Source organism: Streptomyces sp. NPDC057271 (assembly GCF_042668715.1).
Classification (GTDB): Bacteria; Actinomycetota; Actinomycetes; order Streptomycetales; family Streptomycetaceae; genus Streptomyces.
In genome coordinates this window covers 1-13,469 of the sequence record NZ_JBHUYJ010000150.1, presented here as the reverse complement: position 1 = coordinate 13,469, position 13,469 = coordinate 1, and the positions used below count along the sequence as shown (strand labels likewise).

The following is a 13,469-nucleotide window of genomic DNA, read 5'->3' as shown; positions in this document are numbered from 1 at the left end:
TCCAGGCCCTGGAGAAGGACATCCGCGACTGGATCGCCACGTGGAACAGCGACCCGAAACCTTACGTGTGGACCAAGACTGCGGACGAGATCCTTAAACGCCTCGCCAGCTATCTGAACAGAATTCCAGACTCAGAACACTAGGAAGGCAGCTGCTCGCGGTAGGCGGCGAGTGCGTCGGCCGTCTTCGTCGCGTAGAACTCGGTGATCCGGTAGGCGCAGACGCCCTCGGCCGTGAACGGGTCGGCCGCCACGATCTTCTCGATCGTCGCGCGGTCGACCCCGGAGGCGAGGACGATGCCGCCGTCGCGCGGGTTCTTCCGCCCGGAGGCGATGAACACGCCGGCGGCGTACTGCGCGTCGAGCCACGCGACGTGCGCGTCGAGCAGCGCGTCCGCCCGCTCGACAGGGGCGGTATAGGTCAATTCCAGTACGAACATGCTCGCAGGCTACCCGGCGGCCTGTGAACGGCGGGAGCACGCTCGTCTGTCGGACGGAGGGACGCCGGGCGCCCGGCGAGCGTCGTAGGGTGACCGTCATCATGACGATCATCGACCTTCCCGAGGGCTGGCCCACCGACGAGACGGCGGCCCGCGCCGTTCAGGGAGAGCTGCGCTCCCGGCTCGTACTCGACGAGCCGGGACCCGCGCCCGGCACGGGACATGTGACGGGGCTCGATGTCGCGTACGACGACGAGCGCGACCTCGTCGCTGCCGCCGCCGTCGTCCTCGACGCCCGGACGCTCGACGTGGTGGAGGAGGCGACGGCGGTCGGCCTGGTGTCGTTCCCGTACGTCCCCGGACTGCTCGCCTTCCGCGAGATCCCGACGGTGCTCGCCGCGCTCGCCTCGCTGACCGCCGACCCGGGGCTGCTCGTCTGCGACGGATACGGACTCGCCCACCCGCGCCGCTTCGGTCTCGCCAGCCACCTCGGTGTGCTGACCGGGCGTCCGTCGATCGGCGTCGCGAAGAACCCCTTCACCTTCGCCTATGACCAACCCGGCCCGGAACGCGGCGACTTCAGCCCGCTCATGGCCGGTGAGGAGGAGGTCGGCCGTGCGCTGCGCACCCAGGCCGGGGTGAAACCCGTCTTCGTCTCCGTCGGGCACCGGGTCTCCCTCGCCAACGCCTGCGCCCACACGCTGCTCCTCGCCCCGCGCTACCGCATCCCCGAGAGCACCCGCCACGCCGACTCCCTCTGCCGGCGCGCACTGAGGGACGCCCTGGGGGCTGAGTAGGCGGCCGGGTAGGCGACTGAGTAGGCGTACGGATGGCGGGGCACGATCATGGACGGCAGGCTGGGGTCCATGACAAGCCCCGTACCCCTCCCGCCGGAATCCGCCGACCGCGGCCTGGTCGCGATGCTCGCCACCGCCGGCATCGTCGCCCTGGTGTGGCTCTGCGCCATGGTGTACGTCGTCGCCGCGTGGGTGACGGCGTGATCGGCACGCTCCAGTGCGTCGTCCTGGACTGCACCGATGTCATGGAACTGGCCCGGTTCTACCAGCACTTGCTCGGCGGTGAGATCAACCGGCCCGACGGCCAATGGGCGGTCGGCGACGCCTGGGCCACGCTCCACGACGCCGCCGGGGCCCCGGTGCTCGCCTTCCAGGGAGTGGCGGACCACCGGCCGCCCGTCTGGGGCGCGGCGGAGCAGCAGTTCCATCTGGACATCCGGGTGGCCGATCTGGCGGCCGCGCATGACGCGGTCGTCGAGCTCGGGGCGTGGCTGCTCGACGACGGGGGCGGCGACCGGGCCTGGCGGATCTACGCGGACCCGGCCGGCCACCCCTTCTGTCTCGTACGCCACTGAGGCGGGCGTCGCCCGGGAGCCCCCGCCCACCGGCCCCGCAGCCCGCCCACCGGCCCCGTAGCCCGCGCACCGGGCCCCGCGCACCGATCCCGCAGCCCGGCCCCGTAGCTCGCGCACCGGCCCCGCGGCCCCGCCCACCGGCCCCGCCCCGGGTTCAGCCCCGGTGCGCCACCCGGAAGCGGATGCCGGCCTCGCGGAGCCGGCCGAGCAGGGCGTCACCCATCGCCACGGCCGTGGTGAGCTGGCCCGAGGTCTTCGGCAGGTCGTCCAGGGCGAGGCAGAGCGCCGACTCGGCGAGGATCTTCGCCGTCTCGCCGTACCCCGGGTCGCCGCCCGAGACCTCCGTGAAGACCCGGCGCCCGCCGCCCTCGCCGACGAAGCGCACCGAGAACCAGCTACGGGCCCGCCGCTCGGCGCTCGGACCCTGCCCCGGCTCGTAACGGTCCATCAGCCAGCGCCGCACAGGCGCCAGTTGGGCCGCCGCCACGCCCGCACCGACCACGGCGGTGCCGCCGAGCGCCATCGGGAGGGTCTTGACCGAGGCGTAGTGCCGGTAGCGGAAGTCCGGGCCGTACGCCTCGAGTGCCCGTGCCGAACGCTCCACCACCTGGGCGTCGATGGTCGGCAGCGGAAGCGCCCAGGTGCCGGTCTCCCGGCTGAACCGCGGGCCACCGAGCGGCGCACGTGCCCGACGACCCACCAACCGGGGCTCGTGCAGGCGTCGTTCGTGCGCGGCACGCAGGATCTCCCGGCCGCGCCCCATCGCCGTCAGGGCCGAAGCGAACGTACCGCCCGAGAAGACGGCGCCCGCGCGTACGAATCCGTCGATCCGCAGGGGCACGTCCTTGGGCAGTTGCTGGACGGTGTAGTACACGCCCAGGTCGTGCGGTACGGAGTCGAAGCCGCACGCGTGCACGATCCGCGCCCCCGTCTCCCTGGCGCGCGCGTCGTACCGCACGTACATCTCGTCGACGAACTCGGTCTCGCCGGTGAGGTCCACATAGTCCGTGCCGGCCTCCGCACACGCCGCCACCAGGCCCTCGCCGTACCAGACGTACGGACCCACGGTGGTGGCCACCACCCGCGTGGACGCGGCGAGTGCGCGCACCGCGTCCGCGTCCGCGGAGTCCGCGACCACCAGCGGCAGTTCCGCGCACCGGGGCCACCGCGCCGCCAGCCGCTCCCGCAGCGCGGTCAGCTTGGCGCGGCTGCGTCCGGCGAGCGCCCACCGGCACCCGGCCGGCGCGTGCTCCGCCAGGTACTCCGCGGTGAGCTCACCGACGAACCCCGTCGCGCCGAAGAGGATGACGTCGTACGTCCGCTCCCCCGCGTCCCGTCCCGTGCCGTTCCCGGTCTCCATCCAGCCCCTCGCCTTCAGCTACGGCTTCCCCTGCGACGGCGGAGCCTAGCGGTAGCCTCCGCGGGGTCCGTCAGCGGTAGTCGTCGGGGTGGCCCTGCATCCAGGTGTTGATCCGGTCCCGCGTGCCGAGGAGCAGGGTCTCGTGCTTCTTCAGGTTGGCGAACGAGCGGTCGCCGCCCAGCGTGGTCCGCAGCTTCTCGATCCAGGCGATCGGCTCGGGGAAGTGACCGGGACCCTTCGGATCCGCCTTCATGGCGACGTCGAGCCGGTCGAGCTCGTCGTGGACGCGGCCGAGGAAGTAGGCGCAGTCGTTGGCGCAGCTGCCGTCGAGCGTGGCCTGGAGTCCCGCGAAGGCGTCCCTGACCCGCACGGGCGCGGGGGTCGGGGGTCCGTCCTCCGGGGCCGGAGCGTCCTCCGCCCGCGAGCCGTCCGCGAGCGGGGCCGCGGTGGCCGTGGCGGGTGCGGGGCTTGCGGGCTGCTCCTCCGCCGAGGAGCAGGAGATCAGAAGCACGGCCGCGAGCGGCGCGGCGAGCAGGGCGGTCAGTCCTCGTCCGGATATACGCATGTCCGGACCCTACCGGCACAAGATCAGGATCTCGCTCCCCCCGGCGCGACTTCCAAGCGCTTGCTCGGCCGGGGGGCTTGTGCGGAGTGGAACGTGTTCCTAGCATCACTGGTGTTACATCATTGGTGTCACATAGCTGGGGGCTTGATGGCGGCGTCGACGGAACCGACCCGGACCGCCCGGAGCGGGCCGCTCGCCGGGGTGCGTGTGGTGGAGCTGGCGGGAATCGGCCCGGGGCCGTTCGCGGCCATGCTCCTCGGCGACCTCGGCGCCGACGTCGTACGGATCGACCGGCCCGGCGGCTCGGGGCTCGGCATCGACCCCGCGTACGACCTCACCAACCGCAACAAGCGCTCCGTCCTCGTGGACCTCAAGGCCGAGGGCGGCCCCGCGACCGTCCTCGACCTGGTCGAACGGGCCGACATCCTGATCGAGGGCTACCGGCCCGGAGTCGCCGAGCGTCTCGGTGTGGGCCCCGACGCCTGCCTCGCCCGCAACCCGAAGGTCGTCTACGGCCGGATGACCGGCTGGGGACAGGACGGGCCGCTCGCCACGACCGCAGGGCACGACATCGCGTACCTCGCGATCACCGGCACCCTCGGCATGATCGGCCCCGACCCGGAGGGCCCGCCCACCGTCCCGGCCAATCTCGTCGGCGACTACGCGGGCGGCTCGCTCTATCTCGTCGTCGGCGTCCTCGCCGCGCTCCAGCACGCCCGCGCGCACGGCGAGGGGCAGGTCGTCGACGCGGCCATCGTCGACGGCGCCGCCCACCTCGCGACCATGATCCACGGCATGCTGGCATCCGGCGGCTGGCAGGACCGGCGCGGTGTCAACCTGCTGGACGGCGGCTGCCCCTTCTACGGCACCTACGAGACCTCCGACGGGCGGTACATGGCTGTCGGAGCCCTGGAGCAGCAGTTCTACGACGAGTTCGTACGCCTCCTCGGCATCGAGGACCTCGCCCCCGCCCGCCGGGACTTCGGACGCTGGGCCGAGCTGCGTACAGCCGTCGCGGAACGCTTCCGCACCCGGACGAGGGACGAGTGGGCGGACGTCTTCGACGGGACCGACGCCTGCGTGGCGCCGGTCCTCTCGCTCCGCGAGGCCCCCGGGCACCCGCACCTCGCCGCCAGGGGCACCTTCGTCGAGCACACCGGCCAGACCCAGCCCGCACCCGCGCCCCGCTTCTCCGCCACCCCCGGCACCGTTCGCACCGGCCCCGCCCTGCCCGGCGCCGACACCGACGAGGTCGCCCGCGACTGGGCCGTCTCCTCCCTCACCTCCAAGGAGCCGAAGGCATGAAGCGCCAGCTCTACACCGCCGACCACGAGGCGTTCCGCGAGACCGTCCGCACCTTCCTCGCCAAGGAGGTGCTGCCCCACTACGAGCAGTGGGAGAGGGACGGCATCGTCGCGCGCGAGGCCTGGCGCGCCGCCGGACGGCAGGGGCTGCTCGGTCTCGCCGTCGACGAGGAGTACGGCGGCGGGGGCAACCCCGACTTCCGCTACAGCGCGGTCCTCGCCGAGGAGTTCACCCGGGCCGGCGCGCCCGGCATGGCCCTCGGCCTGCACAACGACATCATCGGCCCGTATCTCACCTCGCTCGCCACCGAGGAGCAGAAGCGCCGCTGGCTTCCCGGCTTCTGCACCGGAGAGCTGATCACGGCCATCGCCATGACCGAGCCCGGCGCCGGCTCCGACCTCCAGGGGATCAGGACCAGCGCCGAGGACCGCGGCGACCACTGGGTGCTCAACGGTTCCAAGACCTTCATCTCCAACGGCATCCTCGCCGACCTGGTGATCGTCGTCGCGAAGACCACCCCCGAGGGCGGCGCGCACGGCCTCTCGCTGCTGGTCGTCGAGCGGGGCATGGACGGGTTCGAGCGCGGCCGGAACCTCGACAAGATCGGCCAGAAGTCCCAGGACACCGCCGAGCTGTTCTTCCACGACGTCCGGGTCCCCAAGGAGAACCTCCTCGGCGAGCTCGACGGCGCCTTCGTCCACCTCATGACCAATCTCGCCCAGGAGCGGATGGCCATCGCCGTGGCCGGCATCGCCGCCGCCGAACACCTCCTGGAGATCACCACGCGCTACGTGAAGGAGCGCGAGGCATTCGGACGCCCGCTTGCCAAGCTCCAGCACATCCGCTTCGAGATCGCGGAGATGGCGACCGAGTGTGCCGTCACCCGGACGTTCCTCGACCGGTGCATCGCCGATCACTCGAACGGGGAACTCGACGCGGTCCACGCCTCCATGGCCAAGTGGTGGGCCACCGAGCTGCAGAAGCGGGTCGCGGACCGTTGTCTGCAACTGCACGGGGGATACGGCTACATGGCCGAATTCCCGGTCGCCCGTGCGTTCACCGACGGCCGCATCCAGACCATCTACGGCGGGACGACCGAGATCATGAAGGAGATCATCGGACGTTCCCTGCTGGGCTGACCCCTCTCTCCCGACCCTCATCGCTGAATCGTTGAAAGGCTTCTCGTGAGCACCGAAGCGTATGTGTACGACGCGATCCGCACCCCGCGCGGCCGCGGCAAGGCCAACGGCGCCCTGCACGGCACCAAGCCCATCGACCTGGTCGTCGGACTCATCCACGAGATCCGGGCCCGCTTCCCCGGACTCGACCCGGCCGCGATCGACGACATCGTGCTCGGTGTCGTCGGGCCGGTCGGCGACCAGGGCTCCGACATCGCCCGGATCGCCGCCATCGCCGCGGGCCTGCCCGACACCGTCGCCGGCGTCCAGGAGAACCGCTTCTGTGCCTCCGGTCTCGAAGCCGTGAACATGGCCGCGATGAAGGTCCGCTCGGGCTGGGAGGACCTCGTTCTCGCCGGTGGCGTCGAGTCCATGTCCCGCGTCCCGATGGCCTCCGACGGCGGTGCGTGGTTCGCCGACCCGATGACCAACTACGAGACCGGCTTCGTGCCCCAGGGCATCGGCGCCGACCTCATCGCCACCATCGAGGGCTTCTCCCGCCGCGACGTCGACGAGTACGCGGCGCTCTCCCAGGAGCGCGCCGCGGCCGCCTGGAAGGACGGCCGCTTCGACCGATCCGTCGTCCCCGTCAGGGATCGTCACAGCGGCCTGCTCGTCCTCGACCACGACGAGTTCATGCGCCCCGGCACCACCGCCGACTCGCTCGCCGCCCTCAAGCCCTCCTTCGCCGCCATCGGCGACATGGGCGGCTTCGACGCGGTCGCACTGCAGAAGTACCACTGGGTGGAGAAGATCGACCACGTCCACCACGCGGGCAACTCCTCCGGCATCGTCGACGGCGCCTCGCTCGTCGCGATCGGCTCCAAGGACGTCGGCGAGCGGTACGGGCTGACCCCGCGCGCCCGCATCGTCGCCGCCGCCGTCTCCGGCTCCGAGCCGACCATCATGCTCACCGGCCCCGCGCCCGCCACCCGCAAGGCGCTCGCCAGGGCGGGCCTCACGATGGACGACATCGACCTGGTCGAGATCAACGAGGCCTTCGCGGGCGTCGTGCTCCGCTTCGTCAAGGACATGGGCATCAGCCTGGACAAGGTCAACGTCAACGGTGGCGCGATCGCGCTCGGCCACCCGCTCGGCGCGACCGGCGCGATGATCCTCGGCACCCTCGTCGACGAGCTGGAGCGCCAGGACAAGCGCTACGGCCTCGCCACGCTGTGCGTCGGCGGCGGCATGGGCATCGCCACCATCGTCGAGCGCGTCTGACCGTCCCTCCCTCCCACCAGCCTTCACCAGCCTTACGGAGAAGCAGCAATGAGCCAGAGCACCACCATCCGCTGGGAGCAGGACGAGTCCGGCGTCGTCACCCTCGTCCTCGACGACCCGAACCAGTCCGCGAACACCATGAACCAGGCGTTCAAGGACTCGATCGCGGCGATCGCCGACCGCGCCGAGGCCGAGAAGGACTCCATCCGCGGCATCATCTACACCTCCGCGAAGAAGACCTTCTTCGCGGGCGGCGACCTCAAGGACATGATCCGGCTGCGCCCCGAGGACGCACAGATCGCCTTCGACACCGGCACCGAGATCAAGCGCTCGCTTCGCCGGATCGAGACGCTCGGCAAGCCCGTCGTCGCGGCCATCAACGGGGCCGCGCTGGGCGGCGGTTACGAGATCGCCCTCGCCTCGCACCACCGCGTGGCGCTCGACGCCCCCGGCTCCAAGATCGGCCTGCCCGAGGTCACGCTCGGTCTCCTCCCGGCGGGCGGCGGCGTCACCCGTACCGTACGGCTCATGGGCATCGCCGACGCTCTGCTGAAGGTGCTGCTCCAGGGCACCCAGTACTCCCCGCGGCGAGCCCTGGAGAACGGCCTGATCCACGAGGTGGCCGCCACCCCCGAGGAGATGCTCGCCAAGGCGCGCGCGTTCATCGACACGCACCCCGAGTCGCAGCAGCCCTGGGACGTCAAGGGCTACAAGATCCCCGGTGGGACGCCGTCGAACCCGCGGTTCGCCGCCAACCTGCCGGCCTTCCCGGCCAATCTGAAGAAGCAGCTGAACGGTGCGCCCTACCCGGCTCCGCGCAACATCCTCGCCTGCGCCGTCGAAGGCTCCCAGGTCGACTTCGAGACCGCGCTGACCATCGAGGCCCGCTACTTCACCGAGCTGGTCACCGGCCAGACGGCGAAGAACATGATCCAGGCCTTCTTCTTCGACCTCCAGGCCGTCAACTCCGGCGCCAACCGCCCCCAGGGCATCGAGCCGCGCCCCGTCCGCAAGGTCGCCGTGCTCGGCGCGGGCATGATGGGCGCCGGCATCGCGTACTCCTGCGCCCGCGCGGGCATCGAGGTCGTCCTCAAGGACGTCACGGCGGAGGCGGCGGCCAAGGGCAAGGGCTACTCCGAGAAGCTGTGCGCCAAGGCCGTCTCCCGTGGGCGGACCACCCAGCAGAAGGCGGACGAGCTGCTCGCCCGGATCACACCGACCGCCGACCCGGCCGACCTGGCCGGCTGTGACGCCGTGATCGAGGCCGTCTTCGAGGACACCGCGCTCAAGCACAAGGTCTTCGAGGAGATCCAGGACGTCGTCGAGCCCGACGCGCTGCTCTGCTCCAACACCTCCACCCTGCCGATCACCGTGCTCGCCGAGGGCGTGTCCCGCCCGGTCGACTTCATCGGACTGCACTTCTTCTCGCCGGTCGACAAGATGCCGCTGGTGGAGATCATCAAGGGCGAGCGCACCGGCGACGAGGCGCTGGCCCGCGCCTTCGACCTGGTACGGCAGATCAAGAAGACCCCGATCGTCGTCAACGACTCACGCGGCTTCTTCACCTCCCGGGTGATCGGTCAGTTCATCAACGAGGGCGTGGCGATGGTCGGCGAGGGTGCCGACCCCGCCTCGGTCGAGCAGGCGGCCGCGCAGGCCGGCTACCCGGCGAAGGTGCTCTCCCTGATGGACGAGCTGACCCTCACCCTGCCGAGGAAGATCCGGAACGAGACGCGGCGCGCGATCGAGGAGGCCGGCGGCACGTGGGCCGGGCACCCCGCGGACGCGGTGATCGACCGGCTGGTCGACGAGTTCGGGCGCACGGGACGGAGCGGGGGCGCGGGCTTCTACGCGTACGACGAGACCGGCGGGCGGGTCGGCCTCTGGCCCGGACTCCGTGAGCACTTCACCCGGCCCGACGTCCACATCCCCTTCGAGGACATGAAGGAGCGGATGCTCTTCTCCGAGGCGCTGGACTCGGTCCGCTGCCTGGAGGAGAACGTCCTGACCTCGGTCGCGGACGCGAACATCGGCTCCATCATGGGCATCGGCTTCCCGGCCTGGACCGGTGGTGTGCTCCAGTACATCAACGGTTACGAGGGTGGGCTGCCCGGCTTCGTGGCACGCGCGCGTGAGCTGGCGGAGACGTACGGCGAGCGCTTCCAGCCGCCGGCGCTGCTGGTGGAGAAGGCGGAGCGGGGCGAGGTGTTCACGGACGCGTGACGTCCGCGCACCGCTGAGCGGCCCGGGCGCATCGGACCGATCGTCCGATCGGGGTGTGCCGGGGCCGCCTGGCCCGACCCGGGAACCGAGCGGAAGCTGCTCGGCCGGTCGTCGGCTAGTCGTCCGCGGCGGCGGGCGTGCCGGTGTCCGCCCCCGTACCGGTCTCCGTGCCGAACGCCGCCCGCAGCTCCTCCCGAAGGGATCGCTGGAAGGCCGTCACGAGGGCCTGGATCACCATCGGCTGCATGTGCGCGGAGAGCGACTTCATCGCGGCGAGGTGGTCCGGGTCCTCGGCCCGCTCCCGGTACGGGTTCCAGACCTCCTCCCGGAAGAGGCGGGACAACTCCTGGGCCGCCACGCGCGCGTGCTCCAGCAGGACCGTGCGGGACGCGAGGATCGTCTCGTGGGCGATGGGCACGTCGAGCAGCTCGACGCCGAGCCGCAGCAGAGAGGCGTCGAGGCGGAAGACGTCGGGGTCGGCGCCATCGTCCAGGACCCCCATGGCCGCGAGGCGGTCGACGTCCTCGTCGGTGAGCGCTCGTCCGGCGCGCCGCTCCAGCTCGCGCCGGGTGATCTCCTCGGCGGACTCGGGCGCCCAGGCGGCGATCAGGGCCCGGTGGACGGCCAGGTCCCGTTCACTGAGGTCGGGCGGCAGCTGGTGCAGATACCGTTCGATGGCCGCGAGCGTCATCCCCTGTCGCTGGAGCTCTTCGATCAGGGCCAGGCGGGACAGATGCCCCGGCCCGTAGTGTCCGACGCGGCGCGGACCGATGGCGGGCGGCGGCAGCAGCCCCTTGGTGCTGTAGAAGCGGACGGTCCGCACGGTGACCCCGGCCCGGGCGGCCAGCTCGTCGACGGTGAACGTCGGCCCTTGCCCGGGCTGCCCAGGCTGCTCGGGCTGCGCCTCGGTCTCGGTGGCCATCTGAGGTGCCTCGCTTCCGGTGCCGTGCCTGACGTGCCGTCCCTCGGTACAACAGTATTGCTGTCTCACCAGTGATGTAAAAGCGTGTGGCAGATGTCAGTGGTGGCCCCTACGGTGAACACATGTCGGGGATCACGTATGTACGGGGGGACGCCACCGCGCCGCAGGGCAAGGGCGTCAAGATCATCGCGCATGTCTGCAACGACCTGGGCGGATGGGGCAAGGGGTTCGTGCTGGCGCTGTCGCGTCGCTGGCCGGAGCCGGAGGCGGCCTATCGCCGCTGGCACCGGGAGCGCGCGAAGAACGACTTCGCGCTGGGCGCGGCCCAGTTCGTGCAGGTCGGGCCGTACGTCTGGGTGGCCAACCTGGTCGGCCAGCGCGGCACGAGGACCGGCCGGAGCACGGGAGCGCCCGTGCGGTACGAGGCGATCGACGCTGCGCTCGGCCTGCTCGCCGGGAAGGCGGAGGAGTGCGGGGCCTCCGTGCACATGCCCCGGATCGGCTGCGGGCTGGCCGGTGGGAAGTGGTCACGGGTCGAGCCGCTGATAGCCGAGCGGCTCACGGCGCGGGGGATACCGGTCACCGTGTACGACTTCCACGCGTAGGCGGGCGTACGGGTACACCGTCCGACCCACGCGCGGTCTGGTGTGTACCTGCCGCTAGAGTCACGTGCTTGTTCGAATTCGGGGATGGGTGACTGGGGAGGGGCATGTACACGGAACTCAGGGAGACGGCCGCGGAGTTGGCCGGAGTCCTGTGGCGTGAACACACCGTGTACCGGGAGCGGGGTGGTGGGGTCGTGATCCGGGGCGAGCACGTGGGGCGCTGGATCAGCCTGGCCCCGACCGGTGGCAGGAACCAGGCCCGGCTCCGCGCCGGGCGCCTCCTGGACGGTGGCACCACGGCGCCGGCCCGCTCGGAGATCGTGGTCGACCTCTCCGCCGGGACGGCGGAGCTCGCCGCGGTCTGCCGCCGTCTGCTCGCCGATGTCGCCGCGGCGGACTCGCCGGCCCCTTCCCGGGCGCGCGCCGGGCGCCCGGCCCGCTCCGAACGCCCGCGCCGCGCCGGGCGCCCGGCCAAGCCCGCCCGCCCGGCCAGGAGACGCCACACGAGCCTCGGCTCCTGGGTGGTGGTGCTCTGTGTCGTCGGGATCGTGGGGCTCTGGGTCTACTCCCGGTTCGGTATGTACGGGTACTAGCGGCAGTGCGCCGGGCCTCTGGTCGCGGAGGGGACGCACTCGGCCCGCCGGCGCCCGGAGGCGCGGCGGGCCGAGGGGGAGCGGGTCAGGGCGTTCAGAACGCGGTGACCGGGTAGTGGTCGCTCAGGTTCGTGTACGTGTAGCGCGTGCCCCAGCTGGAGACCGTCCAGGGCGCGCTCTCCTCCAGGACCACGTTGTTCGTCCAGTTCGCCGGGCGCGCGTTGCCCGAGCGGTACAGGACGTGGTCGAGGTCCTCGCGCGGGTCGTCCGGGTAGCGCTCGGAGGCGATCGAGTTCAGCTCGGTGTCGAAGGAGTACGGGTGACCCGTGCGGACGTCCGCCCCGGCCAGGCCCGCGTCGCTGAGCATCGTCCCGTACTCGGGCGTCCGGGAGTCGACGTTCATGTCGCCGGCCACGATGACCTGCTCGTTCGCCGGGATGTTCTTGCCGTCGAGGAACGCGTCCATCGCCTTGAACTGCCGGCTGCGCATCTGCGCCGCCTCACCCGCCGAGCAGCCCGGGTCCGTGGACTGGGCGTGGGTGCCGACGACGTGGACCTTGGTGCCGTTCACGTCGAGGACGGTGTAGACGAAGCCCTTGTTCGAGAACCAGTCCGCGCCGCAGGCGTCCTTGTAGACGTACTGCTCCTTGCGGACGATCGGCCACTTGCTGAGGATCGTCACGCCGCCGTCCTCCGGCGTCGTGGCCGAGTAGGCCCCGCTGGTCGCGTCCCAGCCCGACTTGCTGCGACCCATGACCGGGGTCTGGTACGGGTACTGGGCGGCCGAGTTCGCCTTGAGCGCGTCCGAGGAGGAGTTGTCGAAGGCCTCCTGGATCACGACGACGTCGTGGCCCTGGTAGAAGGAGGCGGCGGGTATCGCCTTGGCCCGGTGGTCCTGGCCCCAGTTCGGGTAGAGCGTCTTGCTGAAGAGGAAGGCGTTGTAGCTGAGCACCTTCAGGCGCGGGGCCTCGGCGGCCGAGGCCGACGGCGCTGCCGAGGCCAGGGTCGCGGCGGCGAGCGCCAGTGACAGGGCGACGCCGGAGGCACGACGGTGTGCGGCGAGCGGCACGGAAACTCCCTCTGTAGGTGGGGGGTTGGAGCGGCGCCGCACATCAAATCAGCCGTAGTTACCTTGCGGTAGCCATTGGGTGCCGGGAATCTTGCGTGGTCATGTCAGCATGAACATTCCGGGGCCGGCCACCGGGGAAAGAGCCCCATGTCCGAGCGGGTATCATGCGCGCATGACCCTCGCGCAGAATTCGACGATCTTCGACATGGACCTTGGTCCGCTCAACCCGGTCACGGCTGAGCTCATCCTCGGCGTGGTCCTGTTCGCCCTCACCTTCCTGATCCTGGCGAAGGGCATCCTGCCGAAGATCAACCGCACCCTCGCCCAGCGCGAGGACGCCATCGCCGGCGGCACCGAGCGCGCCGACGACCTGCGCGCCGAGGCCACGCAGATCCGCGAGCAGTACGAGGCCGAGCTGGCCGAGGCCCGCCACGAGGCGGCCCGCATCCGCTCCCAGGCCACCGAGGAGGGTGCGGCCGCCATCGCCGCCGCCCGTGCCGAGGGCATCCGCGAGCGCGAGGCCATCCTCGCCGCCGGCGCCGAGCGCATCGCCGGCGAGCGCACCGCCGCCGAGCACGAGCTATCCGCCGACATCGACGCCTGGGCCAGTGCCC

The 13,469-nt window shown here is 71.4% G+C and carries 15 protein-coding genes and 1 pseudogene; 11 read left to right on the top strand and 5 right to left on the bottom strand.

The window, feature by feature from the left end; all coding sequences use genetic code 11:
- A pseudogene (locus tag ACFUJR_RS36600) lies at positions 1–143 on the top strand (IS630 family transposase); the annotation flags it as partial.
- Here ACFUJR_RS36600 and ACFUJR_RS36595 read toward each other — a convergent pair.
- Positions 140–439, bottom strand: a complete 300-nt coding sequence (locus tag ACFUJR_RS36595; protein ID WP_383178494.1) for a YciI family protein — start codon at positions 437–439, stop codon at positions 140–142. The pseudogene ACFUJR_RS36600 and the gene ACFUJR_RS36595 sit on opposite strands and share 4 nt — an antisense overlap.
- 101 nt (positions 440–540) lie before the next feature.
- Here ACFUJR_RS36595 and ACFUJR_RS36590 point away from each other — a divergent pair, with 101 nt between their 5' ends.
- From ACFUJR_RS36590 to ACFUJR_RS36580, 3 genes are all read left to right on the top strand, one after another.
- A complete protein-coding gene (locus tag ACFUJR_RS36590) occupies positions 541–1,236 on the top strand; it encodes an endonuclease V (RefSeq protein ID WP_383178491.1) in 696 nt (231 codons plus the stop codon).
- 69 nt (positions 1,237–1,305) lie between these two features.
- Positions 1,306–1,440, top strand: a complete 135-nt coding sequence (mmpA, locus tag ACFUJR_RS36585) for a morphogenic membrane protein MmpA (protein WP_383178489.1) — start codon at positions 1,306–1,308, stop codon at positions 1,438–1,440.
- Positions 1,437–1,811: a VOC family protein gene (locus tag ACFUJR_RS36580; RefSeq protein ID WP_383178486.1), complete on the top strand. Its 375-nt coding sequence runs from the start codon at positions 1,437–1,439 to the stop codon at positions 1,809–1,811. The genes mmpA and ACFUJR_RS36580 overlap by 4 nt, the downstream gene beginning before the upstream one ends.
- A gap of 154 nt (positions 1,812–1,965) precedes the next feature.
- Here ACFUJR_RS36580 and ACFUJR_RS36575 read toward each other — a convergent pair whose 3' ends face one another.
- Both ACFUJR_RS36575 and ACFUJR_RS36570 read right to left on the bottom strand, forming a co-directional pair.
- Positions 1,966–3,171 carry a saccharopine dehydrogenase family protein gene (locus ACFUJR_RS36575; RefSeq protein WP_383178483.1) on the bottom strand — a complete coding sequence of 402 codons (1,206 nt, stop codon included), beginning with the start codon at positions 3,169–3,171 and terminating at the stop codon, positions 1,966–1,968.
- Between the two features lie 70 nt (positions 3,172–3,241).
- A complete protein-coding gene (locus ACFUJR_RS36570) occupies positions 3,242–3,736 on the bottom strand; it encodes a hypothetical protein (protein ID WP_383178480.1) in 495 nt (164 codons plus the stop codon).
- A 147-nt stretch (positions 3,737–3,883) separates the two neighbouring features.
- Here ACFUJR_RS36570 and ACFUJR_RS36565 point away from each other — a divergent pair, with 147 nt between their 5' ends.
- The 4 genes from ACFUJR_RS36565 to ACFUJR_RS36550 are packed head-to-tail and all read left to right on the top strand — an operon-like array spanning position 3,884 to position 9,666.
- On the top strand, positions 3,884–5,041 hold the full coding sequence (locus tag ACFUJR_RS36565) for a CaiB/BaiF CoA transferase family protein (RefSeq protein ID WP_383178477.1): 1,158 nt from the start codon (positions 3,884–3,886) through the stop codon (positions 5,039–5,041).
- Positions 5,038–6,180, top strand: coding sequence for an acyl-CoA dehydrogenase family protein (locus ACFUJR_RS36560; RefSeq protein ID WP_383178474.1), 1,143 nt, complete (start codon positions 5,038–5,040; stop codon positions 6,178–6,180). Before ACFUJR_RS36565 ends, ACFUJR_RS36560 begins: the two co-directional genes overlap by 4 nt.
- A 45-nt stretch (positions 6,181–6,225) precedes the next feature.
- The gene (locus tag ACFUJR_RS36555) at positions 6,226–7,443 is read left to right on the top strand and encodes an acetyl-CoA C-acetyltransferase (RefSeq protein WP_383178471.1); all 1,218 of its coding nucleotides are present in this window, start codon (positions 6,226–6,228) and stop codon (positions 7,441–7,443) included.
- Positions 7,444–7,491: 48 nt separating this feature from the next.
- Positions 7,492–9,666, top strand: coding sequence for a 3-hydroxyacyl-CoA dehydrogenase NAD-binding domain-containing protein (locus ACFUJR_RS36550; protein WP_383178468.1), 2,175 nt, complete (start codon positions 7,492–7,494; stop codon positions 9,664–9,666).
- Positions 9,667–9,781: 115 nt separating this feature from the next.
- Here ACFUJR_RS36550 and ACFUJR_RS36545 read toward each other — a convergent pair whose 3' ends face one another.
- Positions 9,782–10,588, bottom strand: coding sequence for a MerR family transcriptional regulator (locus ACFUJR_RS36545; RefSeq protein WP_383178465.1), 807 nt, complete (start codon positions 10,586–10,588; stop codon positions 9,782–9,784).
- A gap of 122 nt (positions 10,589–10,710) precedes the next feature.
- On the opposite strand from ACFUJR_RS36545, the gene ACFUJR_RS36540 reads away from it, so the two are divergent.
- On the top strand, positions 10,711–11,193 hold the full coding sequence (locus ACFUJR_RS36540) for a macro domain-containing protein (protein ID WP_383178463.1): 483 nt from the start codon (positions 10,711–10,713) through the stop codon (positions 11,191–11,193).
- A 104-nt stretch (positions 11,194–11,297) separates the two neighbouring features.
- Entirely contained in the window at positions 11,298–11,786 is a 489-nt protein-coding gene (locus tag ACFUJR_RS36535) for a hypothetical protein (RefSeq protein ID WP_383178460.1), read from the top strand.
- Between the two features lie 94 nt (positions 11,787–11,880).
- On the opposite strand, the gene sph is transcribed toward ACFUJR_RS36535, so the two are convergent.
- Positions 11,881–12,855 carry a sphingomyelin phosphodiesterase gene (gene sph, locus ACFUJR_RS36530; RefSeq protein ID WP_383181667.1) on the bottom strand — a complete coding sequence of 325 codons (975 nt, stop codon included), beginning with the start codon at positions 12,853–12,855 and terminating at the stop codon, positions 11,881–11,883.
- A 172-nt stretch (positions 12,856–13,027) separates the two neighbouring features.
- Here sph and ACFUJR_RS36525 point away from each other — a divergent pair.
- Positions 13,028–13,469: hypothetical protein (locus tag ACFUJR_RS36525; RefSeq protein ID WP_383451172.1), on the top strand; the 442-nt coding region annotated here is incomplete at its 3' end.

Excerpts from the sequence above, each read along its gene's own strand:
- ACFUJR_RS36590 (WP_383178491.1), top strand. The coding sequence starts at position 541 with ATGACGATCATCGACCTTCCCGAGGGCTGGCCCACCGACGAGACGGCG.
- ACFUJR_RS36575 (WP_383178483.1), bottom strand. The coding sequence starts at position 3,171 with ATGGAGACCGGGAACGGCACGGGACGGGACGCGGGGGAGCGGACGTAC.
- ACFUJR_RS36570 (WP_383178480.1), bottom strand. The coding sequence starts at position 3,736 with ATGCGTATATCCGGACGAGGACTGACCGCCCTGCTCGCCGCGCCGCTC.
- ACFUJR_RS36560 (WP_383178474.1), top strand. The coding sequence starts at position 5,038 with ATGAAGCGCCAGCTCTACACCGCCGACCACGAGGCGTTCCGCGAGACC.
- ACFUJR_RS36595 (WP_383178494.1), bottom strand. The coding sequence starts at position 439 with ATGTTCGTACTGGAATTGACCTATACCGCCCCTGTCGAGCGGGCGGAC.
- ACFUJR_RS36565 (WP_383178477.1), top strand. The coding sequence starts at position 3,884 with ATGGCGGCGTCGACGGAACCGACCCGGACCGCCCGGAGCGGGCCGCTC.
- ACFUJR_RS36550 (WP_383178468.1), top strand. The coding sequence starts at position 7,492 with ATGAGCCAGAGCACCACCATCCGCTGGGAGCAGGACGAGTCCGGCGTC.
- ACFUJR_RS36535 (WP_383178460.1), top strand. The coding sequence starts at position 11,298 with ATGTACACGGAACTCAGGGAGACGGCCGCGGAGTTGGCCGGAGTCCTG.
- ACFUJR_RS36545 (WP_383178465.1), bottom strand. The coding sequence starts at position 10,588 with ATGGCCACCGAGACCGAGGCGCAGCCCGAGCAGCCTGGGCAGCCCGGG.
- ACFUJR_RS36540 (WP_383178463.1), top strand. The coding sequence starts at position 10,711 with ATGTCGGGGATCACGTATGTACGGGGGGACGCCACCGCGCCGCAGGGC.
- mmpA (WP_383178489.1), top strand. The coding sequence starts at position 1,306 with ATGACAAGCCCCGTACCCCTCCCGCCGGAATCCGCCGACCGCGGCCTG.